The organism is Ligilactobacillus sp. ESL1201 (assembly GCF_058503265.1).
This window is the reverse complement of record NZ_CP196362.1, coordinates 1,307,040-1,333,412: the sequence shown is the minus strand read 5'-3', so window position 1 is coordinate 1,333,412 and position 26,373 is coordinate 1,307,040. Positions and strand designations below refer to the sequence as shown.

The 26,373-nt window shown below is 44.9% G+C and carries 24 protein-coding genes; 20 read left to right on the top strand and 4 right to left on the bottom strand.

What is annotated here, in order from left to right; translation table 11 throughout:
- Positions 1-48: 48 nt before the first annotated feature.
- Entirely contained in the window at positions 49-1,974 is a 1,926-nt protein-coding gene (locus tag ACSYSK_RS06695; RefSeq protein ID WP_491714374.1) for an ABC-F family ATP-binding cassette domain-containing protein, read from the bottom strand.
- 163 nt (positions 1,975-2,137) lie between these two features.
- Here ACSYSK_RS06695 and ACSYSK_RS06690 point away from each other — a divergent pair, with 163 nt between their 5' ends.
- Positions 2,138-2,794 carry a redox-sensing transcriptional repressor Rex gene (locus tag ACSYSK_RS06690; protein ID WP_491714373.1) on the top strand — a complete coding sequence of 219 codons (657 nt, stop codon included), beginning with the start codon at positions 2,138-2,140 and terminating at the stop codon, positions 2,792-2,794.
- 135 nt (positions 2,795-2,929) lie between these two features.
- On the opposite strand, the gene ACSYSK_RS06685 is transcribed toward ACSYSK_RS06690, so the two are convergent.
- The gene (locus tag ACSYSK_RS06685) at positions 2,930-3,556 is read right to left on the bottom strand and encodes a CPBP family intramembrane glutamic endopeptidase (RefSeq protein WP_491714372.1); all 627 of its coding nucleotides are present in this window, start codon (positions 3,554-3,556) and stop codon (positions 2,930-2,932) included.
- Positions 3,557-3,761: 205 nt separating this feature from the next.
- Between ACSYSK_RS06685 and groES the strand changes: the two genes are divergently transcribed.
- The 4 genes from groES (at position 3,762) to ACSYSK_RS06665 (ending at position 8,977) form a co-directional block, all read left to right on the top strand.
- A complete protein-coding gene (groES, locus tag ACSYSK_RS06680; protein ID WP_491714371.1) occupies positions 3,762-4,046 on the top strand; it encodes a co-chaperone GroES in 285 nt (94 codons plus the stop codon).
- Positions 4,047-4,100: 54 nt separating this feature from the next.
- A complete protein-coding gene (gene groL, locus ACSYSK_RS06675; protein WP_491714370.1) occupies positions 4,101-5,729 on the top strand; it encodes a chaperonin GroEL in 1,629 nt (542 codons plus the stop codon).
- Between the two features lie 200 nt (positions 5,730-5,929).
- Positions 5,930-7,759, top strand: coding sequence for an APC family permease (locus ACSYSK_RS06670; RefSeq protein ID WP_491714369.1), 1,830 nt, complete (start codon positions 5,930-5,932; stop codon positions 7,757-7,759).
- A 102-nt stretch (positions 7,760-7,861) separates the two neighbouring features.
- Positions 7,862-8,977, top strand: coding sequence for a glycosyltransferase family 4 protein (locus tag ACSYSK_RS06665; protein ID WP_491714368.1), 1,116 nt, complete (start codon positions 7,862-7,864; stop codon positions 8,975-8,977).
- A gap of 171 nt (positions 8,978-9,148) precedes the next feature.
- Here the strand turns inward: ACSYSK_RS06665 and ACSYSK_RS06660 are convergent, their stop codons facing one another.
- Positions 9,149-9,793, bottom strand: coding sequence for a YigZ family protein (locus ACSYSK_RS06660; protein WP_491714367.1), 645 nt, complete (start codon positions 9,791-9,793; stop codon positions 9,149-9,151).
- 46 nt (positions 9,794-9,839) lie between these two features.
- Here ACSYSK_RS06660 and ACSYSK_RS06655 point away from each other — a divergent pair, with 46 nt between their 5' ends.
- The 13 genes from ACSYSK_RS06655 to trxB all read left to right on the top strand — a co-directional run bounded on the left by ACSYSK_RS06655 (position 9,840) and on the right by trxB (position 22,606).
- Positions 9,840-11,159, top strand: coding sequence for an ATP-dependent helicase ComFA (locus ACSYSK_RS06655; RefSeq protein ID WP_491714366.1), 1,320 nt, complete (start codon positions 9,840-9,842; stop codon positions 11,157-11,159).
- A complete protein-coding gene (locus ACSYSK_RS06650) occupies positions 11,152-11,844 on the top strand; it encodes a ComF family protein (RefSeq protein ID WP_491714365.1) in 693 nt (230 codons plus the stop codon). Before ACSYSK_RS06655 ends, ACSYSK_RS06650 begins: the two co-directional genes overlap by 8 nt.
- 90 nt (positions 11,845-11,934) lie before the next feature.
- The gene (gene hpf / locus ACSYSK_RS06645; RefSeq protein WP_491714364.1) at positions 11,935-12,486 is read left to right on the top strand and encodes a ribosome hibernation-promoting factor, HPF/YfiA family; all 552 of its coding nucleotides are present in this window, start codon (positions 11,935-11,937) and stop codon (positions 12,484-12,486) included.
- A 180-nt stretch (positions 12,487-12,666) separates the two neighbouring features.
- The gene (gene secA / locus ACSYSK_RS06640) at positions 12,667-15,030 is read left to right on the top strand and encodes a preprotein translocase subunit SecA (protein WP_491714363.1); all 2,364 of its coding nucleotides are present in this window, start codon (positions 12,667-12,669) and stop codon (positions 15,028-15,030) included.
- A gap of 23 nt (positions 15,031-15,053) precedes the next feature.
- Positions 15,054-16,170 (top strand): peptide chain release factor 2 gene (gene prfB / locus ACSYSK_RS06635; protein WP_491714362.1). Its coding sequence is split into 2 segments (ribosomal slippage): positions 15,054-15,125 and positions 15,127-16,170, totalling 1,116 coding nucleotides; the frame shifts between segments, so codons are not numbered across the junction.
- Positions 16,171-16,207: 37 nt separating this feature from the next.
- Entirely contained in the window at positions 16,208-16,891 is a 684-nt protein-coding gene (ftsE, locus tag ACSYSK_RS06630) for a cell division ATP-binding protein FtsE (RefSeq protein ID WP_491714361.1), read from the top strand.
- On the top strand, positions 16,884-17,771 hold the full coding sequence (gene ftsX, locus ACSYSK_RS06625) for a permease-like cell division protein FtsX (RefSeq protein ID WP_491714360.1): 888 nt from the start codon (positions 16,884-16,886) through the stop codon (positions 17,769-17,771). The genes ftsE and ftsX overlap by 8 nt, the downstream gene beginning before the upstream one ends.
- 199 nt (positions 17,772-17,970) lie before the next feature.
- A complete protein-coding gene (locus tag ACSYSK_RS06620) occupies positions 17,971-19,113 on the top strand; it encodes a PDZ domain-containing protein (protein WP_491714359.1) in 1,143 nt (380 codons plus the stop codon).
- Between the two features lie 59 nt (positions 19,114-19,172).
- Positions 19,173-19,466, top strand: coding sequence for a PspC domain-containing protein (locus ACSYSK_RS06615; RefSeq protein WP_491714358.1), 294 nt, complete (start codon positions 19,173-19,175; stop codon positions 19,464-19,466).
- A gap of 17 nt (positions 19,467-19,483) precedes the next feature.
- Entirely contained in the window at positions 19,484-19,828 is a 345-nt protein-coding gene (locus ACSYSK_RS06610; RefSeq protein ID WP_491714357.1) for a phage holin family protein, read from the top strand.
- Positions 19,829-19,848: 20 nt separating this feature from the next.
- Positions 19,849-20,781: an HPr(Ser) kinase/phosphatase gene (hprK, locus tag ACSYSK_RS06605; protein WP_491714356.1), complete on the top strand. Its 933-nt coding sequence runs from the start codon at positions 19,849-19,851 to the stop codon at positions 20,779-20,781.
- Positions 20,782-20,793: 12 nt separating this feature from the next.
- Entirely contained in the window at positions 20,794-21,663 is an 870-nt protein-coding gene (gene lgt, locus ACSYSK_RS06600; RefSeq protein ID WP_491714355.1) for a prolipoprotein diacylglyceryl transferase, read from the top strand.
- Positions 21,664-21,682: 19 nt separating this feature from the next.
- Positions 21,683-22,606 carry a thioredoxin-disulfide reductase gene (trxB, locus tag ACSYSK_RS06595; protein WP_491714354.1) on the top strand — a complete coding sequence of 308 codons (924 nt, stop codon included), beginning with the start codon at positions 21,683-21,685 and terminating at the stop codon, positions 22,604-22,606.
- 80 nt (positions 22,607-22,686) lie between these two features.
- Here trxB and ACSYSK_RS06590 read toward each other — a convergent pair whose 3' ends face one another.
- A complete protein-coding gene (locus ACSYSK_RS06590; RefSeq protein WP_491714353.1) occupies positions 22,687-23,436 on the bottom strand; it encodes a hypothetical protein in 750 nt (249 codons plus the stop codon).
- 126 nt (positions 23,437-23,562) lie between these two features.
- Between ACSYSK_RS06590 and ACSYSK_RS06585 the strand changes: the two genes are divergently transcribed.
- On the top strand, positions 23,563-25,284 hold the full coding sequence (locus ACSYSK_RS06585) for a phospho-sugar mutase (protein WP_491714352.1): 1,722 nt from the start codon (positions 23,563-23,565) through the stop codon (positions 25,282-25,284).
- A gap of 66 nt (positions 25,285-25,350) precedes the next feature.
- Complete coding sequence (locus ACSYSK_RS06580; RefSeq protein ID WP_491714351.1) at positions 25,351-26,337, top strand: competence protein CoiA; 987 nt, start codon at positions 25,351-25,353, stop codon at positions 26,335-26,337.
- Positions 26,338-26,373: the final 36 nt, after the last annotated feature.

Below are 26,373 nucleotides of genomic sequence, written 5' to 3'. Positions count from 1 at the left end.
GTGCTCGACTGCTAAACGCTTTTTGTCCCAACTCCTTTGTGTTAGTGACTAGTCTTCAAATTCGGCTAGCTGTAGCGCAGCATCTTCCCACTGTGCTTCGGTTTGCTCGAGTTGTTTTGTAATTTTAGTTAACTGGTCTTGTAAGGCCGCACTTTTTTGGCGGTCATTGAAGTTTTCGGGCTGTGCCATTGCTAATTCGAGTTGTTGTTTTTGTTGTTCCAACTGTTCACTTTGATTTTCTAACTGTTTGACTTGCCGGCTCAGTTTGCGTTGTTGCTTTTGCTGTAATTTACTTTGCTGGTAGTTGTCTTTAGCAGTAGAAACCTCCTTAACGGGGACATCAGTTTCTTGCAATAACTGTTGTTCTGCTTTTTTTTGGAGGTAATAATCGTAATTGCCCAGGTAAATAGTGCTGTTTTCGGCGGTCAGTTCTAAGACTATGTCGGCTGTTTGGTTGATAAAATAGCGGTCGTGAGAAACGAAGAGTACCGTTCCCGTGAAGTCTTTTAGCGCCCGCTCCAAGACTTCTTTACTAGCAATATCCAAATGATTAGTTGGTTCGTCTAGGATTAGTAGGTTATTTTTTTGGAGCGCTAGTTTAGTCAGTAACAAACGTGCTTTTTCACCACCGGAAAGATTGTGCACTAATTTTTTTACGTCGTCGCCCCGAAATAAAAAACCGCCTAGAGTAGAACGCAGGTCTTTTTCTGGGATCGTCGGGTGTTCGTCCCAAACTTCATCAAGAACGGTCTTGTTAGCATGTAGTCCCTGCTGTTCCTGGTCGTAATACCCAAGGTCGACATTAGTTCCTAAAGTGACCTTGCCGGAAATCAGGGGGATCTGACCGATAATACTTTTCAGTAGCGTTGATTTACCGACTCCGTTTTCGCCGACGACCGCTAAGATCTGCTGCTGGTTGAGCTCAAAGTCGATCGGGCCGCTGATCGGTTGGTTATCGTAGCCGACGTACGCGGCGTTGACGGTTAACACGACTTTACCGCTTTTAGTGGCCGGGGTAAACGCAAAGTGGGGCTGTTGTTTATCCTTAGTCGGTTTTTCCAGGCGCGTAATTTTATCCAGTTGCTTTTGCCGGCTCTGAGCGCGTTTACTGGTAGTTGCCCGCACGAGGTTTTTGGCTACGAAGTCTTCTAGTTTAGTGATTTTTTCTTGTTGCTTATGGTATTGTTTGACTTGCTGGTTGAAATTAGCGGCTTTTTGCTTGGTAAAAGCGGTGTAATCGCCGTGGTAGGTTACCAGTTGGTTGTGGCTGAGATCACAAACGGTGGTGACGATCTTGTCTAGAAAATAGCGGTCATGTGATACGATCAGCAGCGCACCCTGATAACCTTGCAGGTAATTTTCCAGCCACTGCAAGGTGGTTAGGTCAAGGTGGTTAGTCGGTTCGTCGAGTATCAAGAGATCCTTTTTTTGCAGCAGCAATTTTGCCAAGGCCAACCGCGTTTTTTGGCCACCGGAGAGGTCCGCAATTTTTTTACGGTAGTCTTCTTCGTAAAAATGAAAGCCGTGTAAGACGGTGCGGATCTCGGCTTGGTAACCGTAACCATTTTGCGTGCTAAAATCATGAGACAGCTGATCATAACGCGTTAGTAATTGTTGGTAGTGTGCGCTTTGCTGGTCTGTGGTAGTCGCAATTTCTTCTTCTATTTGATGCAGTTGTTTTTCTAGTGCGATCAGTCGTGCAAAAACCGTCAGCATTTCGTCGTAGATGGTATTAGTCGATTCTAAGCCCGTATCTTGTGCCAAATAGCCGATCGTCAGTCCCTTACGAGTAACGACTTGTCCTTGATCGGGTGGATTTTGTCCGGTGATGATTTTTAGCAGGGTAGATTTGCCGACGCCGTTTGGTCCGACTAAGGCAATGCGTGAATCGTTTTTGATGTCCAGGTCAACGTGTGCAAAAAGTGTTTCTCCGTTAAAAGTACGGGCGACCTGCTGAACTTGCAGTAAGATCATGCAATTTCCCCCTAAGTATATAAATATATAGTAGTTAATTAATAATGCACTAAAATAGTTTACCATAGAATTGCTTGTGGATGAAAATTTGTGAGAGTTCTTGCTTGTGAAATTTTATATGGTAAAATTAGGAGGTAAGCCTTTTGTGAAAGGAGCGTTTAATGTGGCAAGTACAAAAATACCTCAAGCGACTGCTAAACGGTTGCCAATTTATTATCGGTATTTGGGAATATTATATACATCTGGCAAAGAGCGAATTTCGTCAACTGAGCTTGCTGAGGCAGTGAAAGTCGATTCAGCAACTATTCGCCGCGATTTTTCGTATTTTGGTGCGTTAGGCAAACGTGGCTATGGTTACGATGTCAAAAATTTATTGGATTTCTTTAAAAAAACACTGAATCAAGATAAATTAACTAACGTGGCATTGATCGGAGTCGGTAATTTGGGGCACGCGTTATTGAACCATAATTTCCAGGGAAATAATAACGTGCGCATCAGTGCGGCTTTTGATATTGATGAAAAATTGACGGGAACGATCTTAAGCGGTGTGCCGATCTATCCGATGAGCGATATGAAAGAACAGTTGATGGCTCAGCAGATCGAAGTCGTGATCTTGACGGTGCCGGGGCCGGTGGCTCAACGGGTAACCGATGAGCTGATCGACGCTGGCGTGCGCGGAATTTTGAACTTTACGCCGTTGCGGATCACTGTTCCTAAGTACGTGCGGGTCCAAGACGTTGATTTAACGAATGAATTGCAGACGTTGATTTATTTTTTAAAGCACGTTGATGACCGCATCAAAGACGATCATCTGAAATAAAACAGGAATACATCAAATGATGGAAATACCAAAAGAACCTGGGACAAAACTTAGCGCTTTGTCCCGGGTTCTTTTAGTTTCCGTAAGTAATAGACTGTTCGTATTTTAAACTGCTAACTGACTTGCCGCGTAGCTTCAAAAATTAAGCAGCAACACCGTCGCGTTCATTAAAACGTGCGCGCCGATTGAATACTGGATCTTGCCGCTTTGCTGATAGACGAAACAAAATCCCAGTCCCATAATAGTATAAGTCAGCAAGTGACCGTCGCTATGCCCTAACGCGAAGATCACACTGGCGATCACCGCCGCTTGCCACGGTTTAAACCACTTAGTGAAGTTACCAAACAATGCTTTACGAAAAACAAATTCTTCGATCACTGGTTCCGTCAGCGTCAGCAATACAATATAGTAGGGATATTTAGCAGCGATCGCTATTAGTTGACCGGTGTTATTAGAATAAAGGGGTTGGTGTAAAAAAGTCGCCTCAAAGTGTAAAAATATTTGTTGCAACCCTAAAATGACGGGAACGCTGATCAGCATTGATAACCAAGAAATAGTTTTGCTGGCCTGCTTTTTTTCAAGCTGGTTGGTGTAGCGGTAACGCCGGTCGAGGTAAAGCAATAAGAGGGCGGCAGCGGCAGTTAAAATGGTTTGCCACCAGTATAACAGATCGTTTTGTTTGAGCAGGATAAATAAGAGCTGTTGCAATAAGACAAAGACTAAATAACCGCCTAAAAGTGACAGCGTATTGTGTTTGAACATGACTAAACTTCCTTTATCTGGGCTGGTTCAAATTGTAGCATAGTTAGGGGACCAATTAACAGTTGTACCGTTCAGTTAATTGGCACTTAAATGGTGCGAGTGATAAAAAGTGCTTGCATTTTCTGATTAAAGTGGTTATGATAATAAATGTAATCAGTTAGCACTTGAAAGTATCAAGTGCTAAAAAATATTGGAGGGATCTAGGGTGCTGAAACCATTAGGAGACAGAATTATTCTTGAAGTCCAAGAAGAAGAAGAACAAACTGTAGGTGGGATCGTTTTAGCAAGTAATGCTAAAGAAAAGCCACAAACAGGTAAAGTTGTTGCTGTAGGTGCCGGTAAGGTGCTTGACAACGGTCAAAAACAAGTGCCGGACGTTAAGGTCGGCGATTCAGTAGTCTACGACAAATATGCTGGTACGGAAGTTTCATACCAAGGCGACAAGTACTTAGTAGTCCGCGAAAGTGACGTTATTGCCGTCGTTGAATAATTAAAGTAAAAATAATAGATACTAAAACGATAATATTTTGATGAGGTGAAAAGAATGGCTAAGGAAATTAAATTTTCTGAGGATGCACGAGCAAAAATGTTAGCTGGCGTAGATAAGTTAGCTAATACTGTTAAATCAACTTTAGGACCAAAAGGACGTAACGTTGTCTTAGAACAATCATACGGTTCTCCTACCATTACTAATGATGGGGTAACGATCGCTAAGGAAATCGAATTGGACGATCATTTTGAAAATATGGGTGCTAAGTTAGTTGCTGAAGTTGCTTCTAAAACTAACGACATTGCAGGTGACGGTACTACGACCGCTACTGTTTTGGCTCAAGCGATTGTCACTGAAGGAATGAAAAACGTAACTGCCGGTGCTAACCCAGTTGGAATTCGTTCCGGAATTGAAATGGCTACCAAAGCCGCAGTTGCTGGTTTGAAAGAAATGTCTCATGACGTTTCTTCTAAGAGCGATATCAGCCAAATTGCCGCTGTTTCTTCCGCTAGTCAAGAGACTGGTGAACTAATTGCCGAAGCGATGGAAAAAGTTGGTAACGACGGCGTAATTACCATCGAAGAATCGAAAGGGATCGATACTTCCTTAGACGTTGTTGAAGGAATGCAATTTGATCGCGGCTACTTGTCACAATACATGGTAACGGACCAAGACAAGATGATTGCTGAATTGGACAATCCGTACATCATGATCACCGACAAGAAGATCTCAAACATCCAAGATATTTTGCCATTATTACAAAGTATCGTAGAACAGGGGCGGACTTTACTGATCATTGCCGATGATATTGACGGTGAAGCTTTGCCAACGTTAGTACTGAACATGATGCGCGGAACTTTCAAAGTCGTTGCTGTTAAGGCTCCGGGCTTTGGTGATCGGCGTAAAGAAATGTTGCAAGACATCGCTACTTTGACCGGTGGTACTGTGATCACAGAAGACCTAGGCTTACAGTTAAAGGACACTACGATCGAACAATTAGGAACAGCTGGCAAGGTAACTGTTACTAAGGAAAATACTACTCTTGTTGAAGGTGCTGGCGATAAAAACCAGATCCAAGAACGAGTAGCTCAGATCAAAAAGCAGATCGGTGAAACGACTTCTGATTTTGACCGGGAAAAATTACAAGAACGTTTGGCTAAATTAGCTGGTGGGGTAGCCGTAGTTAAGGTTGGGGCTGCTACCGAAACAGAATTAAAAGAACGTAAATACCGGATCGAAGACGCATTGAACTCGACGCGTGCTGCCGTAGAAGAAGGTTTCGTTCCTGGTGGTGGTACTGCTTTAGTTAACGTGATCGACAAGGTCGGCGCACTAAAGGAAAGTGGCGACGTTCAAACTGGTATCAATATCGTTAAACGTGCACTAGAAGAACCTGTCCGTCAAATCGCATTTAATGCTGGTTTAGAAGGTTCAGTGATCGTTGAAAAATTAAAGGCCCAAAAACCGGGTATTGGTTACAATGCTGCTAACGGCAAGTGGGAAGATATGGTTGCGGCTGGGATCGTTGACCCAACTAAGGTAACACGTTCTGCTTTACAAAACGCAGCTTCGGTTTCCGCTTTGTTATTAACAACGGAAGCAGTTGTTGCTGACAAGCCAGAACCTAAAGATGCTGCACCTGCAGCTCCGCAAGGCGGCGCAGGCATGGGCGGCATGATGTAATCATTTCCTAAAAATAAAAAAGCTGAGGTCAATTTGGCCTCGGCTTTTTTTTGCTTTTAGCACTATTTAGTAATAGAATACGGATTGCAAGTATTTGGCTGAAATAACAGTTGCAAAGTAATGGTAAATGTGATTGTATATTAGCATATGCTGTGAGTTAAATTTAATTGGTAGTAATTGCTGCTAAAGGAGAAAAGAACATGTTGCGTTACTTAAAACGGTTGTTGATCGGTAAACCGCTGAAAACAATCGATGAAGGTGGCCAGTCATTGACCAAATTTAAGGCGCTGGCGTTGTTGTCGTCAGATGCTTTGTCGTCAGTAGCATACGGGACCGAGCAGATCACCGCTACTTTGGTAGTGTTGTCTGCGGCGGCAACTTGGTATTCACTACCCGCCGCGTTGATCGTCTTGGTCTTATTGTTTGCGATCACCATGTCGTATCGTCAGATCATTAATGCCTATCCTTCGGGTGGTGGCGCCTATGTAGTTGCCACTAAAAATTGGGGCGCTAGCGCCGGTTTAATGGCTGGTGGTTCGTTGTTAGTCGATTATATGTTGACCGTGGCGGTTTCCGTTACTTCCGGGACCGAGGCGATCACTTCTGCTTTGCCATTCTTGCATCCTTACGCAATTGCGATTTCTATTATTATCGTTTTGTTTATTACGACGTTAAATTTGCGGGGAATGCGGGAATCGGCATCTTTTTTGACTATTCCAGTTTATTTTTTTGTGGTAATGATCGTGTTGATGATCATTTGGGGATTTGTTAATATTGCGACTGGGCGGGTTTCTTACCACGCTACGGCGGCATTAGGCGCGCCGGTCAAGGGAATGACTTTGGTATTATTCCTACGGGCTTTTTCGGCTGGCTCTTCTTCGTTGACGGGAGTCGAAGCGATCAGTAATGCGGTCCCTAATTTTAAGCGTCCGCGGCGCAAAAATGCGGCTAACACGTTAGCGTTGATGTCGTTGATCTTAGCGTTCTTCTTTGCTAGCATTACTTTTTTCAGCTATTATTTAGGAATTTTACCTAATAGTCACAACACCGTGTTATCGCAGATCGGTGAAAAAATTTTTGGTCACGGTATTTTTTATTACCTGTTGCAATTAGCAACGGCGATGATCCTAGCGGTGGCTGCTAATACGGGATTCTCGGCTTTTCCAATCCTGGCGTATAATTTGGCTAAAGATAAGTATATGCCTCATATGTTTATGGATAAAGGAGACCGCTTGGGCTATTCTAATGGGATCGTTTCTTTGGCCGTCGGCGCGATCGTTTTGATATTGATCTTCCACGGGCAAACTAACCTACTGATCCCGTTATACGCGGTAGGGGTTTTTGTGCCGTTTACGTTATCGCAGTCTGGGATGATCATTCACTGGTTACGCGAAAGAAGTAAACACTGGTTTCTTAATTCGTGTTTCAATTTGTTGGGCGCCGTGATTTCTTTGGCGTTAGTGATCTTTTTGTTTTGGCTGCACTTTGCCAACGTTTGGCCGTACCTGTTGATCATGCCTGCGTTATTATTTGGCTTTTATAAAATTCACCAGCATTACGTGCAAGTCGCACAGCAACTGCGGGTCAGCACCGAAGTCCAGTTACACGATTATAGCGGCGCGATCGTGATCGTGTTAGTCAGCTCGGTGACTCACGTGACGACTGGGGCAATCAATTACGCACGCTCGATCGGTGACCGGGTGATCGCGATGCATGTTTCCTTTGATACTAATCCGAAAAAAGAACACGAAACAGCGAAAGAATTTAAAGAGGCCTTTCCGGAGGTTCGTTTTATTGACTTGCATTCGTCGTACCGTTCGATTGCGCGGCCGGTGCTGCATTTTTGCGATGTCATTGCTAAAAATGCCGCTAAGGAAAATAAAACCGTGACGATCTTGGTACCGCAGTTTGTTCCCCGGAAACCGTGGCAAAATATTTTGCATAACCAGACTAGTTTTAGGCTGCGCACGACGCTTAATTCGCGGGAAAATATTATTGTAGCTACCTATAGTTATCATTTGAAAAAATAGTTAGAGCTGATTGGTGGCAACTTGATTTAAAAAAGGCCTGCTGGTATGGTATGATAAACTGGTTAAGTAATTAGTGTACCTAAAAGAAGAGGACGTTTGATTATGTATATCATTTTTGCTTCGTTATTTGCGACCATGATAATTTCGGCACTCCTCGTCCCTTTTGTGCGCAAACTGGCGCTAAAAATTGGTGCGGTTGACAAGCCCAATGCTCGGCGGATCAATTCTAAACCGATGCCGACGCTCGGCGGATTGGCGGTTTTTTTAGCCTTTAATTTCACCAATTTTTTTTTGTTGCGCGCACAATACCCGCCAAACCAACTCTGGCCGTTACTATTAGCGGAGTGTGTCATTATTTTGACTGGGATCATTGATGATATTTACGAACTAAAACCATTACAAAAGTTAGCGGGGATCACTTTAGCTGCACTGATCGTCTATTTTGTTGCCCGGATCAGGATGACGACGTTAACGATCCCTTTTTTAGGGACGATTTCTTTGGGCTGGCTGAGTTTACCGGTGACGCTGATTTGGATCATTGCGATCACCAACGCGATCAATTTGTTAGATGGTTTAGACGGTTTGGCGACCGGGGTGGCGATCATTGCCTTAACGACGAGTGCGTTAACGGGTTTTTTCTTTTTAAATGTTACGGGGACTTACGTAGCGATTATGATGTTTACGTTAGTCGCTGCGCTGATCGGTTTTTTGCCCTATAATTTTCATCCTGCCAGTATATTTTTGGGCGATACTGGTGCGCTGTTTATCGGTTTTATGATCGCTGTTTTTTCGTTATATGGCTTAAAAAATGCGACTTTTATTAGCATTATTATTCCCGTGATCATCTTGGGAGTCCCGATCACGGACACGGTCTACGCTATTTTGCGGCGGTTACTGAATAATAAGCCGATTTTTCAAGCGGACAATCATCACTTACACCACCGGTTGATGCAAATGGGACTAACGCACCGACAGACGGTGTTAGTGATCTACGGGATCGCCTTGATTTTTTCGTTTATCTCTTTGTTATACCCATTATCTAATTTTTGGGGGTCAGTTTTGTTGACGCTGGCTACCTTAGTGGGGTTAGAGCTTTTCGTCGAAGCAATCAGTTTGGCAGGCGGAAAACGGCGGCCGTTATTAAATTTGATCAAACGCTTTGTGGTGGGCGGCACGCCGGCGGAAAATGATAAAAAAGAACCCAAAAACAAGCATTGATTTCTTGAATATTAAATAGGGACTGAGGCAAAAATTTTGTCTCGGTCCCCTTTTTTTGTTTCCGTAAGTAATAGACTTAATCGCGTTCGTCAAGCCAGCAATCTAGGTTCTAAGGACACCGACAAACAAATCCAAGTACAGGATTTGCTTGTTGGAGCAACTTTCCCTGACTCACGGCTTGTTTTTGGAGAGGTCGTAAGGTAGATCATAATAAGCAGCTGGGCCTTTTTGCAATGTTAGTCTGCCGCTTAATAATTCGGTGAGCTGCGCTGCCAGTTCGGAGTAATGCCCTGAAGTAACTGCAATCTTGACGTGAACTTGGGTGTCGTATTGGGTGTCTAAGACCGCAAGTTGTTGTTGCCGTAGAAAATACTGCAGTTTACCTAGGTGTTCGTAAGCGATTGTGATCAGCATTTCGGTTTTGACCGCTCGTAAAACGACCGTAAGTTGTTTGATCGTCTGTGAAGTTGCGCTACTGTAGGCGCGGATCAAGCCACCCGTACCCAGTTTGATACCGCCAAAATAACGGGTGACGACTGCGGTCACGTTACATAGCTTAAATTGCATCAAGGTATTGAGGATCGGTACTCCCGCGGTCCTAGCGGGCTCCCCGTCGTCGCTTTGCCGTTGAATATTGTCAGCAAGTACGTAGGCGTAACAATTGTGATTAGCCTGAGCGTGTTTTTTTTGACAGGTTGCAATGAATTCTTGGGCTGCGGCAGCATCTTTAGTTCGCGCCATTTGACAGACGAATTGTGATTTTTTGATGGTTAGTGTAGTCGCACCGTCTTGTGCAATTGTTAAATAAGAATGCATTAAATTCTCCTTAGTTGGCGTAGTTAAATAGTGAGAAGGGATGTTAATGGAAGAATTATTATTTGGTAGGCTGTTATTAGATAGCGAGATCGCACCCGAACTGGTGGCTAAATTAGCAAAACAAGCGCATCCGGCACTAAAAATCAACACGCGAACCATTTTTTGTTATCGTTGTCAGACGACCACTCCTAAACAACAAGCACTTTTGCCTCATGATAAGTACTATTGTCCCGCCTGTTTGTTATTAGGACGTGTCAGTTCCACCAATCAATTATATCATTTAAGTGAGAAAAATAAATTTGCACCACTGAAGCAACATCCTTTAACTTGGCAAGGCCAGCTGTCGGTTTACCAACAGCAGTGTTCCCAGGAGTTACAGCAAGCTGTTTGTGCTGGTGCCGATTGTTTGCTATGGGCGGTGACTGGAGCGGGCAAGACCGAGATGTTATTTGAAACGTTAGACCAGCAATTACTGGCGGGTAAGAGGATTTGCTTGGCTTCTCCGCGGATCGACGTTTGTAACGAACTTTATCCCCGGTTGTGTGCAGCGTTTGCCAACATTAATTGTGTACTTTTGCACGGCCAAAGCAAGCTGCCATACAGCTACGGTCAACTGACGATCTGTACCACCCACCAACTCCTCCGTTTTAAGCACGCCTTTGATTTACTGATTATCGATGAAGTAGATGCCTTTCCGTTTGCTGGGAGTAGGATGTTACACCAAGCGGCTTTACGGGCGGTTAAACCCAGCGGGAGTAAAGTTTACCTGACGGCAACGCCAGCGCCCGGCTTATTTAAGCAAGTTGCCCAAACGATTTATTTGCCGGTGCGCTTTCACCAGCACTTATTACCCTTACCGCAAGTCATTTTACAAAGTAACTGGGCTAAAAAATTATCGCAGGGCCAATTACCGTTGCGTCTGCAAAAAATTATTCACCGCTGGGTTAAAGAAGGCTATCCTTTTTTACTTTTTGTACCTAAAATTTCCTTACTGGACTCCGTTTATCGCAGTGTACAGCAATTTTTACCCGCAGATATTACTGGGACTACTGTCCATGCTGCCGACAAAAAACGGGAAGAAAAAGTGCAGGCGCTGCGAGCACACCAGTACCGTTTTTTAGTGACGACTACTATTTTAGAAAGAGGAGTAACTTTTCCGCAGGTCAACGTTTTAGTTCTAGGAGCAGATGATGCCGTTTTTTCCCGCGCTGCTTTGGTGCAGATTGCTGGGCGCGTGGGACGAAGTCAAAAACGACCGACGGGAGACGTTTATTTCGTTTGTACCGATTACGTAAAAAACGTGGTACAAGCACTGCAACAGATCAAAAGGATCAACCGGAAAGGAGTGCGGTTGCTAGGTGGCTAAGTGTTTAATGTGTAACCGCCAATTTGCCAGTCGCTTGCAGTTGGAATGGTTATTTTCGTGGCGCCCATTTTTACCGGAATACTTGTGTGCCCAATGTCAAACAAGGTTGGAACCGTTGCGTGAAAAGCAGTGTTGTCCGGGGTGTGGCCGTCCGTGGGCGACACCGGAGCTGTGTAGTGATTGTTTGCGGTGGCAAAAGCAGGGACAAAAAGAGTTACTAGGCAATAAATCTTTGTATTCATATAATGAAGTTTTAAAAGAATACATGGAGCGCTATAAGTTTATGGGAGATTATCACTGGCGCTTACTTTTTCAAGCGGAGTTTAGCGCCTTTATTAAGGAAAACTATCCGCGCAACTGGTTGTACGTTATTATTCCTAGCGATGAGCAAACGCAAAAGCAACGGGGATTTAACCAAGTTGCTGGTTTAGTGACCGTTAAAACGACGGAACTGTTAATGTTTAAACCAACACTAAGAAAACACGTCAAACAATCGACTAAGACGCGTAGCCAAAGAATGCAAACCAAACAACCATTTGCTTTTTGCGGACAAGATGCAATTCCCGGGAAAGACGTGGTGTTAATAGATGATGTCTACACGACCGGTAGGACTTTGTATCACGCTAAGGAGATCTTGCAGCAATTCGGTGCGCACCACGTGCGTTCTGTCACGCTGGCCCGGTGACGCTATTGTTTATTTAACCGTTTTCCTTTATAATAAAGATGAAAGGTGATGGAGCTCATCGTCTTTCGAGTGGTGAAAGGAGAGGTCAAGATGTTAAAAATCAATGTACGTGGTGAAAATATTGAAGTTACGGGTGCTTTGCGCGATTATGTTGAGAAAAAATTAACTAAACTGGAAAAGTATTTTGACAATACCGCTGATTCGACGGCTCACGTTAATTTAAAAGTTTACCCCGACAAAAACGCCAAAGTTGAAGTAACGATCCCACTACCTTATTTGGTTTTACGTGCCGAAGAAACCTCGACTGATATGTATGCAAGTATTGATTTGGTGACTGATAAACTCGAACGCCAGATCAGAAAATATAAGACTAAAGTCAACCGCAAGTCACGGGAACGTGGTTATAAGGGGTTGGATTTTGCTAGTTCGCCTAGTGAAGATGATGCCCAAAAAGATGAACCAGAAATTCAGATCGTCCGGACTAAGAACTTCGATTTGAAGCCGATGGATAGCGAAGAAGCCGTGTTGCAGATGAACATGTTGGGACATGATTTCTTTATCTACGAAGATGCGCAAACACAGGGTATTAGCATTGTTTACCGGCGTAAGGACGGTAATTACGGCTTGATCGAAGCTGAATAAGAAAAATTTAATTAAATTCTTAAAATGAGGTCAAATCTAGAGCAATCACGGGTTTGACCTTTTTTATTAGCGGGATAGTTTTCAATTGCAGGTAATAATGCTAAAATGTAAATTAGTGTTTTATTTCAGAATAAAACTGAATTTTTAATGTATTATTTTGTTAAAGAAGGGAAATATTTCATGGCAAATCTCCTGAAAAAATGGGTTGAAAGTGATAAAAGAGAAATTAAACGGCTGGGAAAGATCGCTACTAAAGTTGAGGATCTCGCAGACGAAATGAGTGCTCTATCGGATGAGCAATTACAGGCTGAAACGCCGAAACTAAAGGCTAAGCTCCAAAACGGGGCAACGTTGGACGATATTTTACCGGAAGCGTTCGCGGTAGCGCGTGAAGGTGCTAAACGAGTTTTGGGATTGTATCCTTTTCGCGTACAGATTATCGGTGGGATCGTCTTACACGAGGGTAACATTGCCGAGATGAAAACCGGTGAAGGTAAGACCTTGACGGCGACGATGCCGGTTTATTTGAACGCACTGGCGCAAAAAGGCGTGCACGTGGTAACGGTCAATGAGTATTTGTCTTCACGTGATGCTAACGAAATGGGCGAGTTATACAACTGGCTAGGCTTATCCGTGGGGTTAAACGTCAACGGACTTTCTGCTGCTGATAAACGTAAGGCTTATAATTCTGATATTACCTATTCCACTAATAGTGAGTTGGGTTTTGATTACCTGCGAGACAACATGGTCGTTTATAAAGAAGATATGGTACAACGACCACTGAATTTTGTGGTGGTCGATGAGGTCGATTCGATTTTGATCGATGAAGCGCGGACCCCGCTGATCATTTCTGGGCAAGCAACGGGAACTACTAAACTGTATATTAGAACGGACCGTTTTGCTAAGACTTTAACTAAAGAAGACGACTACAAAGTCGATTTGGAATCCAAGACCGTTTCGCTAACAGAACAAGGGATCCGCAAAGGCGAACAGTATTTTGGGCTGACTAATCTATTTGATCCCGACAATATGGCGCTTAACCATCACTTAGACAATGCGTTACGTGCTAATTACATTATGATCAAAGACAAGGATTACGTTGTGCGTGACGGTGAAGTTTTGATCGTTGACCAGTTTACCGGCCGGATCATGGATGGTCGGCGGTATTCCGATGGTTTGCACCAAGCGATTGAGGCTAAGGAACGCGTTAAGATCGAAGAAGAAACTAAAACGATGGCCAATATTACTTACCAGAATTTCTTTAGAATGTATAAGAAATTAGCGGGAATGACGGGGACGGCGAAGACCGAACAAGAAGAGTTTCGGGAAATTTACAACATGGAAGTAGTTGCGATTCCGACCAATAAACCGATTTTGCGCGATGACCGCCCGGATTTATTGTACCCGACACTGAAAAGTAAGTTTAATGCCGTCGTGGCTGATATTAAAACGAGACACAAGACTGGTCAGCCAATTTTGGTCGGGACGGTTGCGGTCGAAACTTCGGAGTATTTATCCCAGTTATTAGACAAACAAAAGGTGCCACACTCTGTTTTGAACGCTAAAAATAACGCTAAGGAAGCAGAAATTATTACTAATGCGGGTCAACGCGGGGCCGTCACGATCGCCACTAACATGGCTGGGCGGGGGACCGATATTAAACTAGGACCCGGTGTCAAAGAGATCGGTGGTTTAGCTGTGATTGGGACCGAGCGACATGAATCCCGCCGGATCGATAACCAGTTGCGGGGCCGTTCTGGTCGTCAGGGTGACCCTGGTGTTACTCAGTTTTACTTGTCACTAGAAGACGATCTGATGTTGCGTTTTGGTTCGGAAAGGATCAAGGATTTGCTGCAGCGGATGAAAGTTGAAGATGATGATGCGGTAATTCAGTCGAAGATGATCTCTAAGCAGGTGGAATCCGCGCAAAAAAGGGTCGAGGGTAATAATTACGATACCCGTAAGCAGGTTTTGCAATACGATGACGTAATGCGTGCGCAACGTGAAGTGATCTACGAACAACGCCAGCAGGTAATTATGGAAGATGAATCCTTGAAAAAAGTGATCGTGCCGATGATCAAACGGACGATCAGGCACAATGTTCAGATCCATACCCAAGGTGATAAAAAGGAATGGGATTTACAGGCGATCATAGATTTTGCGGTAGCAGCGATGGTCGATGAAGGTAGTATTACTGTGGCTGATTTGGCGGGCAAAAAGCCGGCGGAAATTACTCAGCTACTACTCGATAAGGCCCAGCAAAATTATGATTTTAAAGAAAAGCAATTAAATAATCCGGCCCAAATGCTGGAATTTGAAAAAGTGGTCATCTTGCGGGTGGTCGACGAACGCTGGACCGATCACATCGATGAAATGGATCAGTTACGCCAGTCGATCGGCCTGCGAGGCTACGGCCAGTTGAATCCGCTAGTCGAATACCAGTCCGATGGTTACCGGATGTTTGAACAAATGATCGGTAATATTGAATACGATGTTACCCGGCTATTCTTGAAAGCCGAGATCCGACAAAATATTAGGCGTTAATAACTAACGAGTGAGGAAAAATAATGGAAATTAGTGATTATAAGCGCAATGTAGCTGAATTACAGCAAAAATTAGCAGACTTTAGGAGGTCTCTTTGACCTCGATGGTCTAGAAGAAGCTATTTCTGAAAATGAAGCACAGATGGCGCAACCCGATTTTTGGCAAAACGAACAAAAAGCACAAAAAATCATCGCGGCTAATAATGCTTTGAAAAACAAGTACGATAATTTTAAACAGCTAGCCGCTAAAATTGAAGAGTTGGACGTTTTGGTCGAGCTTTGTCAAGAAGAAGCAGATCCGCAGTTGCAACAAGAACTGGCTGACAAATACGAATTGGCACAAAAACAGATGTCTTCTTACCAGTTGACGTTACTGTTAAATGGTAAATATGACGGCAATAATGCGTTACTAGAAATTCATCCCGGAGCGGGCGGGACCGAATCGCAAGACTGGGGAGCAATGCTATTACGGATGTATGTGCGCTGGGCAGAACAACACCATTTCACGGCGGAAACCCTAGACTACCAAGAAGGCGATGAAGCGGGAATCAAAAGCGTTACGTTGCAGGTGTCCGGGCCTAATGCCTATGGTTTTTTGCGCAGTGAAAAAGGAGTTCATCGTTTGGTGCGCATCTCACCGTTTGATGCGGCTAAAAGGCGGCATACTTCCTTTGCTTCGGTCAACGTGATGCCCGAACTCGATGAGGACGTTGAAGTTGAACTGCGGCCCGAAGACGTTAAGATGGAAGTCTTTCGTTCCAGTGGTGCGGGTGGTCAGCATATCAACAAGACATCGTCTGCGGTGCGCCTGATCCACCAGCCGACAGGGATCGTAGTTTCTAGTCAGGCGCAGCGTTCACAGTTTCAAAACCGTGCGACCGCTGAAAAAATGCTGAAGGCTAAACTGTACCAGTTGGAAATGGAAAAACAGGCACAGACTAAAGCTCAGATTCAAGGAAAACAGATGGAGATCGGCTGGGGCTCACAGATCCGCTCTTATGTCTTCCACCCGTATTCACTGGTCAAAGATCACCGCACCGCTTACCAAACGAGCAACGTTTCTGCGGTGATGGATGGTGCGTTAGATGAATTTATTAATGCTTATTTGCAGTGGAATTTAAGCCAAGAAAAAATCGATTAGGTCCAATACTAGCAGAAATGTTACGGAGGATATGTGTGTGATAGAATTTAAAAACGTGATCATGGATTACGGCAACGGGATCCGGGGAGTCGATTCTCTTTCGGTTAAGATTCCTCAGGGTGAATTTGTTTACCTTGTCGGTCCGAGTGGAGCTGGTAAGTCGACGTTTATTAAGCTGATGTACCACGAATTAGCGGCGACTTCGGGTCAGATCCAGGTCAATCAGTATCATTTGGAAAAAATTGCGCGCAGGGATGTACCGTATTTGCGCCGAGAGTTAGGGGTCGTTTTCCAAGACTTTGAACTATTACCGCGGTTGACTATTTTTGAAAATGTTGCCTACGCCCTACAGGTGATCGAAAAAAGTCCGCTGGAAGTTAAAAAACGGGTCACACAGGTCTTACAATTAGTGGGATTGAGCCAAAAAATGGGAAGTTTTCCCACGGAGATCTCCGGTGGTGAACAGCAACGGGTGGCAATTGCACGGGCGATCGCTAACCGACCGCCAATTTTGATTGCGGATGAACCCACGGGTAATTTGGACCCAACCACCGCAGAAAAAATTATGACGATCATTGAAAATATCAACAATGCTGGTACTACTGTTGTAATGGCTACTCATAACAGTTCGTTAGTCAATGAGCACCAGCACCGGGTGTTGGAAATTGTAGCCGGAAAGATCGTACGTGATCGTAAAAGAGGAGGATACGCCGGTGAATAGGTTGACTATCAGGCGCCACTTGGCTGAGAGCTTGCGTAATTTAAGACGAAATGGCTGGATGACTGTTGCGGCTATCAGTGCGGTAACGGTCACTTTATTGTTAGTAGGTATTTTGCTGGCAATTTTACTAAACGTCAATAAGCTTGCGACGGATATCGAAAATGACGTGCAAGTCAGGGTAATGATCGAGCGCAAAACCAATGATCGCCAAAAAAGGGACCTAAAAAGGCGTCTGCGTAGAATTACCGGCGTCAAACAAGTGACCTATTCTAGCCGCAAAAAGGAACTAGCTAACGTAGTTGGTTCTTACGGCAAGGAATTTCAGCTCTTTTCCGGTGATGATAATCCCCTGTATGACGTTTACGTGGTTAAAACCAAGCGGGCTGGTGATACGATCAAGGTGGCTCATCAAGCACAAGAGCTGGCGCACGTTTACCGGGCTCAGTATGGCGGGGCGTCTGCTAAAAAATTATTTAGGGTCGTTTCTGGTGTTAGGCGCTGGGGTGTGATTATCAGTATTTTACTACTATTTGTGGCGGTCTTTTTGATTGCCAATACGATTCGCTTGACCATTTTGTCACGGCAAAACGAGATTGGAATCATGCGGTTAGTAGGTGCTACCAATAGCTACATTCGCTGGCCTTTTGTGCTAGAGGGTGCCTGGACTGGTTTATTCGGTGCATTGATCCCGCTTTTAGTGGTAGACTTTGGCTATAGCTGGGTGTATCAAGGATTTTCTCAAGCCTTGCGGGCTACGAGTTATTCGTTGTTAGTGCCGCACGTTTTCTTGCTGCAAATCGATTTATTATTGGTAATAATTGGGATCGGGATCGGCGCTTTAGGAGCCGGTTTATCGATGAGTCGTTTTTTGAAACTATAGTTTTAAGCTTGAAAAATGTGAGTGCGTTAGTTGAAGCACTCTTTAAGTTATCAGTGTCACAGGGAAGAGGAACACGATCGGTCTATTATTTACGGAAACCAAAAATGGGGCTGGAACAAAGTAGAATTTTGTCCCAGTCCTCTTTGCTTATGATAGTTGTTGGACTAACTGCTGGTGATTCCTTTTAAGGGGAGGGTTAATGGTGAATTTTGGGCAGATGGTATTATTATACTTGCTGCAACCTTTGTTATGGGTCGGTATTTTACAAACGATAGTCTTATACTTCAGGCGTTTGCACCAGGAGCGCCACTTTTTTAGAGTTGCGCTTAACCGAGACTACTTTGAGGGTCGTCATTTAGTGAAAAATAGTCTGGTCGGATTGGTAGTCGGCGGGGTGGTTTCGGTTGCTTGCGGGCTGATGTTACCGCCTAAATTTCTACTGCTATTAGAAGGAGTCGCACTGTTAGCGTTGGTAATATTGCCCCTACGCGACATCACGTTACCGTTACTGTGGGCGGCTTTATTTGGCTTATTAGTGTGGCACACGGTAGCACCTAGTCAGGGAGTAACTTTACCTAGCGGGGCTGCGTTGTTAGTTATTTTGGCTCTTTACTTTTTATTACGTGCCCTGTTAGTAAATCCGCGTAAAAACGCCCGCTTTTTTTCTCCGCGGATCAAGCAGGGAAAACGGGGCCGGCGGATCGCTTTTTATTGCTGGCGGGAACTAACGATCGTACCGTTAGTGATCTTACTGCCAGTCAATCATTTGACGAGTTGGTTTTCGTGGTGGCCATTTTTGACGATCAATGGGCAGCACTTCGGTTTGGCGCTGTTACCTTTTTTGGTCAGTGTGAACCTCAAAGTTTTTAAACAGGAATTAGCGGTGATGCTCCAAGAAGCTCGCCGACAAGACTTGTTGTTGGCTGCGGTCAGTTTTTTATGCGCGGTCTTAGCCTTTTTCGTTCCTGCCAGCACGCTGGTCGGCTTAGTTGTCAGTGGTTTATTAGCCGGGTATTTGAGTTTTAAGCGCCGTAAAAATGACGCACAGGCTCAAAGGTGGTACGTCGAAACTGGTAGTGGGGTGCGGGTGATCGCCGTGATCCCGGATACGCCAGCCGCTAAGATGGGCTTAGAAGTGGGGGACATTATCTTAGAATGTAACCACGTTGAGGTCCATAACGAAGAGCAGTTATACGCCGCGCTGCAAAAAGATCCGGTCTATTGTCGGTTGCGATTACAAAATTTTGCCGGTGAACTAAAAATTGCCGAAAGTGCGATCTACGCGGATTCCCCCCACGAGATCGGGTTACTGGTATTTAAAGACGAATCAGTTCGCGACTAATGTTGCAGTTCTATTTTTTCCCATGTAAAATTAAGGTATCAAACAAAGGGGAGATTGCCGTGAAGAAAAAATTGCGTCGCTCAAATGACAGGTGGCTGACAGGAGTCTGTGGTGGCCTTGCCGCATATTTTGGTATCAGTGCTAAAAGCGTGCGGATCGCATACCTGATTTTTGCCATGGTTTGTTCGCTATTTGCACGCCTGTCATTTTTACCTTTAGGGATCTACGTGATTTTGACGTTAGTGATCCCCCCGCAAACTAACGGCGCTACGCCGTTGTTTAAGACGAGGGAAAAACCCCATTCCGAACGTAAAATATTACGAGATGAAGATGTACGTGAAAATAAAAAGTAAGCAAGGAGGCAAGTGGTGTGCGATTTTTGAAGCGCGTGTTATTGAATACGCTGATTTTTATTGCAATTTCGGGGTTATTGCCAACTTATTTTCACGTTGAAAACGTTGTGGTTGCGTTGGTGGCCGCGGTGGTGCTCAGTTTTTTAAATGCGGTCGTCAAGCCGGTTTTAGTGATTTTAGCGTTACCGATCACCTTACTGACGCTGGGAGTTTTTTACTTATTTATCAACGCCTTTATTCTGGAGATGACCTCGTTTTTGGTCGGAATGGCGTTTAGTTTTTCTAGCTTTGCCAGTGCGGTGGGGGTTTCTATTATCCTAAGTTTAGTAAATTTGATCATTACCAATTATTTCACTGATTGAGTCAAGCGGGGGAATTAAAAATGAATAAAGTTAGTGTCCAAGAATTAGTGAACGCCTGCGACTTAGTCGTTTATAGCGGCGGGACTAATTTAAATAAACGTTTTATTGTAACCAACGACATTTCGCGCCCAGGCCTGGAGATGTCTGGGTATTTCGATTATTATCCGGCTGAACGGGTACAGTTGATGGGAATGACGGAGATTTCGTACGCCCATAAAATGAAGAAAGAAAAACGAGCACGCGTGATGGACAAGATGTGTGGCTTAAACACCCCTTGTTTTATCATCGCGCGCTATTTGCCGATCCCGTTAGAATTGGAGCAGGCAAGTAAGCGCCACAATATTCCTATTTTGCGTTCCAAACTAGCGACGACGCGCTTGTCTTCGCGGATCACCGAGTATTTGGAAATGAAACTTTCACCGCGTAAATCGGTCCACGGGGTGTTAATGGATATTTACGGGTTAGGCGTGTTGATCACCGGAGATTCCGGCGTCGGTAAGTCGGAAACGGCGTTAGACCTGATCAAACGGGGCCACCGGTTGATCGCAGATGACCGGGTCGAAATTTACCAGCAAAACGAACAGACTGTAGTGGGCGAGGCGCCGGAAATTTTAAAACACCTCCTAGAGATCAGAGGGGTGGGGATCATCGACGTGATGACGCTTTTTGGCGCTGGTTCGGTGCGGTCACAAACCGAGATCTCATTAGTAGTCCACTTGGAAAACTGGGAAGCCGATCAGCACTACGACCGGCTGGGCAGTGGGGAAGAAGATTATCAGATCTTTGACGTGCGTTTGCCTAAGATCACGATCCCGGTCAAAGTCGGCCGCAATATGGCGATCATTATCGAAGCGGCTGCGATGAACTTTAGGGCTAAAACAATGGGTTATGATGCTACGAAAAAATTTACTGCCAGTCTCAATCACTTGATTCAAAAAAATTCGGTCAATTAAGGGGAGTTGAAAATGCATTTTTTGGTAGCCACTTTAGATCCAGTTGCCCTTCAACTAGGCGGCCTGCAGATCCGGTGGTACGGCATTATTATCGCTTGTGCCGTCTTAATAGCGATCGGGTTGGCCGTTAGTGAAGGCCAAAAGCGGGGATTAAAAGAAGACGATTTTTATGACTACTTGTTGTGGGCGTTGCCGTTTGCGCTGATCGGTGCGCGCCTGTATTATGTAGTGTTTCAGTGGAGCTATTACCGGCATAATCTAGGTGAGATCTACCGTATTTGGGACGGGGGGATCGCCATTTATGGCTGTTTATTGGCTGCATTAGCTGTATTACTAGTATTTTGTTACCGTAGAAAAATTTCGAGCTGGTTATTTTTAGACGTGCTAGCACCAGCGGTGATCTTGGCGCAAGGAATCGGGCGTTGGGGCAATTTTATGAATCAAGAAGCCCACGGCAAGGCAACGACTCTGCAATTTTTACAACAACTGCACTTACCCGACTTTATTATCGGGCAGATGCAAATCAACGGGACTTATTACCAACCAACTTTTTTGTATGAATCTTTGTGGGACATCTTGGGTTTTATCTTATTAGTTGCTTTGCGGCACCGGGCGCACCTCTTTAAACAGGGAGAAGTCTTTTTTAGTTATGTGATGTGGTATTCTTGTGGCCGCTTTTTTATCGAAGCGATGCGCACGGATAGTTTAATGCTCGGACCTTTGCGGGTTTCGCAGTGGTTGTCTGCCGGCTTTTTGTTGGTGGCTGTTTTGTGGTTGGCACACCGGCGGTACTGGCGCCCGTATGCACCGTGGTATTTGGACGGGGCCGGAGGGCAAAGTGAAGCAAATGATGGACAGCTTACAAAAAGTAAGTTAAAATAACGATAAGGGGGGAATTAGCATGGCTGAAAAATATGATGTAATTATCATTGGCGCGGGTCCTGGCGGCATGGCTGCGGCTTTGTACGCCTCGCGCGCCAATTTAAAGGTCTTATTGTTGGACCGGGGAATTTACGGTGGGCAAATTAACAATACAGCCGAGGTTGAAAATTATCCCGGATTTAAGTCGATCTTGGGCCCTGATTTGGGTGAAAAAATGTACCAAGGTGCTATTCAATTCGGTGCTCATTATCAGTACGGGACGGTCGACCAAGTGACCGTAAAAGAAGACGGTACTAAAATAATAGTGACAGACGATGGTCAGTACGAAACCCAAGCGCTGATCATTGCGACGGGTTCAGAATACCGCAAACTGGGAGTTCCAGGTGAAGAAAAATACAGCGGTCGCGGAGTTTCTTACTGTGCGGTATGCGACGGCGCATTTTTCAAAGAGCAGCCGGTAGCCGTGATCGGCGGCGGTGATTCCGCGATTGAAGAAAGCAGTTATTTAGCACAGATAGTTAAACAGGTCAACGTCATTCACCGTCGTGATCAGTTGCGAGCGCAAAAAATCTTGCAACAAAGGGCATTTGCTAACGAGAAGATCGATTTTACTTGGGATACGATCGTGACCGAAATTGTCGGTGATGGCAATAAGGTGACCGGAGTTAAGACCGAAAACAAAAAGACGGGACAGCAAGGACAGTTGGACGTTGCTGGGGTTTTCATTTACGTGGGCAACTTACCACTGACCAAACCTTTTGCTGACCTAGGCATTACTGATGAACAGGGGTGGATCTTAACCGATGAATTGATGCACACTAAGGTTCCGGGTATTTTTGCGGTCGGTGACGTGCGGCAAAAACACCTGCGTCAGATCGTAACGGCCGTTAGTGACGGTGGCATTGCGGGACAAGAAGCATTTAATTACCTGCAATCACTGTAAAATAAAATTTTTGTTTTATAGATTACAAAAAGCAGGGAAGTTGTGATGTTGTCACAACCTCCCTGCTTTTTTTGCTAAACTTATTTTTGAGTTGCTTTAGCAGAGACGCTCATTTTAGCAGTTAAATCAGGAATGATCTTCCAAGTAATAGTATTTCCAGCAGAATCGGTAGTATCTGAAGTTGAAAAAGTAACAGAGCCATTAGTGTTAGTAAAAGGAAAAGAATGTGAGCCAATAGTTAAGGTATCACTGGCAATTGTATAGTTTTGGTCGTAAGCCGTTCCCATTGAAGCTGCTCGCACTGTAGTATCATCTTTCAGATAACCAATGATGAAATTGTCATGAACTGTATTTTGCGGGGCTTTGTTTTCATCCATTGCTTGGTCGACGTCTTCTCCGTTATAAAGTTCAGGGATAATTTTAAAACCATGTTGTAAAAACTTTTTAACACTTTGTTGGGAATCAGGTTCAGTAGTTTGAGTAGAACTGCTAGTCGCATTTTCCTGGGCAGTTGCGTTTTCACTGGCTCTATTATTAGCAGACCGAGCTGATTTAGTGGGTAGGGTAACCTTGAAATTCTTTTTACTTGATATACTACTGGAAATATTTTGTGTTGTTGCGTTCGTGGGGTTCGGTTGTCGCTTTTTGGTAGTTAATACAATGATAATTGCGAGCACTAACACGACCGCTATTGACAGTAACATTTTAATTTGGCGAGTTCTTTTTGCTTCGAGGTAGGCTTGGTGCCACTTAGGGTCGTTCTTACGCTCTTTCAAAAAATTGAATGTATGTTTCGTTCTAGTGTGTTCATTAGAATATTTTTGGCTCATTCAAATTGCTCCTTTATTAACGAATAAAATTACTATGTAGAGTCATTATAGCAGATAACTGGAACTTGTTGTCTTGCCGTGGAGTTGTATAGTATACTTAATGCGGATCATTGAAGGAGTGAAACTATGAGCTGGGAAGAAACTTATCACCTTTGGCAAGCTAATGAGCAGTTAGCTCCAGACTTAAAACAAGAATTAACGCAGTTGGATCAGGCTGCACTCAAAGATGCTTTTTACGCTCCACTAGAATTCGGGACGGCGGGAATGAGAGGCAAGATGGGTGTAGGCATCAACCGCATGAATATTTACACCGTCAGACAGGCGACGGAAGGACTGGCCGCTTTGATGGAAACTTTACCTGCTGCGGTTAAAAAACGTGGGGTAGCGATCAGCTATGATTCGCGCCACCATTCGCAAGAATTTGCCTATGAGGCAGCTGGCGTTTTGGGCGCCCATCAGATCAAGTCGTTTGTTTTTGAAAGCCTCCGGCCGACCCCGGAACTTTCGTTTACAGTCCGTCATCTTCAGACTTATGCGGGGATCATGATCACTGCTAGTCATAATCCTAAAGAATATAACGGCTACAAGATCTACGGTCAAGACGGGGCGCAGATGCCGCCTAAAGAATCAGACCTAATCACCAAGTATATCCGCCAAGCGGCTGATTTATTTGCCATCAAGACGGTTGCGCGCGAACAGTTATTGGCACAAGACTTATTACAAGTGATCGGCCAACAAGTCGATGATGCTTATTTGGCTGAAGTCAAACAGGTGACGATCGACGAACAGTTGGTCAAAAAGACCGGTGCCGATTTGAAGCTGATTTTTACGCCGTTACACGGGACCGGCGCGATGCTAGGGCAAAAAGCGCTGCAGCAGGCGGGATTTGCTAACTTTAAAATGGTTGCCGAACAGGCGATCACCGACGGCGACTTTCCAACCGTCGTTCACCCTAATCCCGAATTTCCCGAAGCATTTGACTTAGCCATCAAATTAGGGCAAAAAGAAAACGCCGACTTATTGATCGCAGTCGATCCCGATGCCGATCGTTTGGGAGCTGCCGTACGGCAACCGAACGGTGAGTATCAACTACTGACCGGTAATCAGTTGGCGGCACTGATGCTTAATTACATTTTGCATGCGCGCAAGGCGACGGGCAAATTGCCAGCTAACGCCGCGGTGGTCAAGTCGATCGTTTCCGGTGAATTAGCGACTGAGATCGCCGCTCACTACGGCGTCAAAATGATCAACGTTTTGACCGGGTTTAAGTTCATCGCCGAGCAGATCAAAAACTTCGAACAAGATCACCAACAGACCTTTGTTTTTGGTTTTGAAGAAAGCTACGGTTACTTGATCCGACCTTTTGTGCGTGACAAGGATGCCATTCAGTCCGTGGTATTACTGGCCGAAGTGGCTGCGTTTTATAAAAAACAGGGTAAAAACCTGTATGATGGCTTGCAAGAACTGTTTGAACAGTACGGTTACCACGTTGAAAAAACAATTGCTAAGACCTTTGCTGGGATCACGGGTGCCCAAGAGATCCAGCGGCTGATGACTAAGTTTAGAAACGAAGCACCTAAAGAGTTTGCCGGCCAGCAGGTCTCCGCTGTGAGCGATTTTGCTAGCGGGGTTAAAACATACAAAGACGGGCACACTGAAAAAATCATGCTGCCTCAGGCTAATGTGCTTAAGTATTACTGTGAAGACGGGACGTGGATCGCATTGCGGCCGTCGGGGACTGAGCCTAAGATCAAGTTTTATATTGGTACTAAGGCACCGACTGAAAAAGAAGCTCTTGCTAAACGACAGGCGTTTGAAACGGCGCTCGCAGAATTTAGCGCTAACTAATTTAGCATAATAGTTGATAATAAAAATGATAACTGGCGTACTTTTCTGTAAAGGAGGGGTACGCCAGTGTTTTACGCACAAGATCGCGCGGGAAAGCGGGTCACCGCGCTTGAAGCCGATAGTCAGCAACAGTATTTTTGCAGCGGGTGTTCACGCCCGGTGATTTTGAAACGAGGAACTAACAAGAGTGCGCATTTCGCCCACCTGCCAGCAACCCGGTGCGCGGCCGATAGCGAAGGAGAGACTAACGAGCACTTGCGTGGAAAAGAATTACTGGTTGCCTGGTGTCGAGCGGCTAACTGGCCCGTTAAACAAGAAGTTTACCTCCGGTCGATCCAACAGCGTCCCGACGTGTTGTGTCGCCTGCCGGATCACAGTCTGTTAGCGTGGGAGTTTCAGTGCGCCCCGTTAAGCGTTAAGCAAATGGTGCAGCGCTCGGTGGGCTATCGTAAGTTGGGGATCAAATTTTTGTGGGTTTTGGGGCAGCGGCACTACCCTCGCCGGTATTTGAGCGGACAAATTGCCCAGTTTTTGCAGTTTAACAGCCGCTTGGGTTTTTATTTACTGTATTTGGATACGGCGCAACAACGTTTTGAGATTTTATATAATGTCCAGATGGCCGACCTGTTACCCGTTCGCTTTTTACGTCATTTTGCCGGCGGATTACAGCAACTGACTGCGTTTATGCACGCGCGTCACCAGTTGTTATACTATCCGCTGACTGCCGCACAGAAATTACAACAACAACGGGGACTGATGACGCGTAGTCACTATTGCGACCGGCAGGTATTGGCGTTGCAGCGGCGCTGTTACGAACAACAGGTCGATTTTTTGCGGTTGGCCCACAATAATTTGAGTTCGCGTTACTATCCACCCATTTACCGTCACCCGGCATTTTTATGGAAAGTTCGGGTGAATTTGACTGGTCAGTCAGCGACCAAGCAGCCTTTTACCCGTTTTATTACCCGAAAAGAGTTGCTGGCCGAGCCGTTTGTTGACTTAACTGCTGTTTGCCGACAGGAATGGCAGGATTTTTGCTTGCACCAGCGCTGATTTTAGGGGATACTGCAGTTAATCAGTTAAAAAAGA

Coding starts and splice junctions, on each gene's coding strand:
- ACSYSK_RS06695 (WP_491714374.1), bottom strand. CDS start 1,974: ATGATCTTACTGCAAGTTCAGCAGGTCGCCCGTACTTTTAACGGAGAA.
- ACSYSK_RS06685 (WP_491714372.1), bottom strand. CDS start 3,556: ATGTTCAAACACAATACGCTGTCACTTTTAGGCGGTTATTTAGTCTTT.
- groL (WP_491714370.1), top strand. CDS start 4,101: ATGGCTAAGGAAATTAAATTTTCTGAGGATGCACGAGCAAAAATGTTA.
- ACSYSK_RS06670 (WP_491714369.1), top strand. CDS start 5,930: ATGTTGCGTTACTTAAAACGGTTGTTGATCGGTAAACCGCTGAAAACA.
- ACSYSK_RS06665 (WP_491714368.1), top strand. CDS start 7,862: ATGTATATCATTTTTGCTTCGTTATTTGCGACCATGATAATTTCGGCA.
- ACSYSK_RS06660 (WP_491714367.1), bottom strand. CDS start 9,793: ATGCATTCTTATTTAACAATTGCACAAGACGGTGCGACTACACTAACC.
- ACSYSK_RS06655 (WP_491714366.1), top strand. CDS start 9,840: ATGGAAGAATTATTATTTGGTAGGCTGTTATTAGATAGCGAGATCGCA.
- hpf (WP_491714364.1), top strand. CDS start 11,935: ATGTTAAAAATCAATGTACGTGGTGAAAATATTGAAGTTACGGGTGCT.
- secA (WP_491714363.1), top strand. CDS start 12,667: ATGGCAAATCTCCTGAAAAAATGGGTTGAAAGTGATAAAAGAGAAATT.
- ACSYSK_RS06620 (WP_491714359.1), top strand. CDS start 17,971: ATGGTGAATTTTGGGCAGATGGTATTATTATACTTGCTGCAACCTTTG.
- hprK (WP_491714356.1), top strand. CDS start 19,849: ATGAATAAAGTTAGTGTCCAAGAATTAGTGAACGCCTGCGACTTAGTC.
- lgt (WP_491714355.1), top strand. CDS start 20,794: ATGCATTTTTTGGTAGCCACTTTAGATCCAGTTGCCCTTCAACTAGGC.
- trxB (WP_491714354.1), top strand. CDS start 21,683: ATGGCTGAAAAATATGATGTAATTATCATTGGCGCGGGTCCTGGCGGC.
- ACSYSK_RS06590 (WP_491714353.1), bottom strand. CDS start 23,436: ATGAGCCAAAAATATTCTAATGAACACACTAGAACGAAACATACATTC.
- ACSYSK_RS06585 (WP_491714352.1), top strand. CDS start 23,563: ATGAGCTGGGAAGAAACTTATCACCTTTGGCAAGCTAATGAGCAGTTA.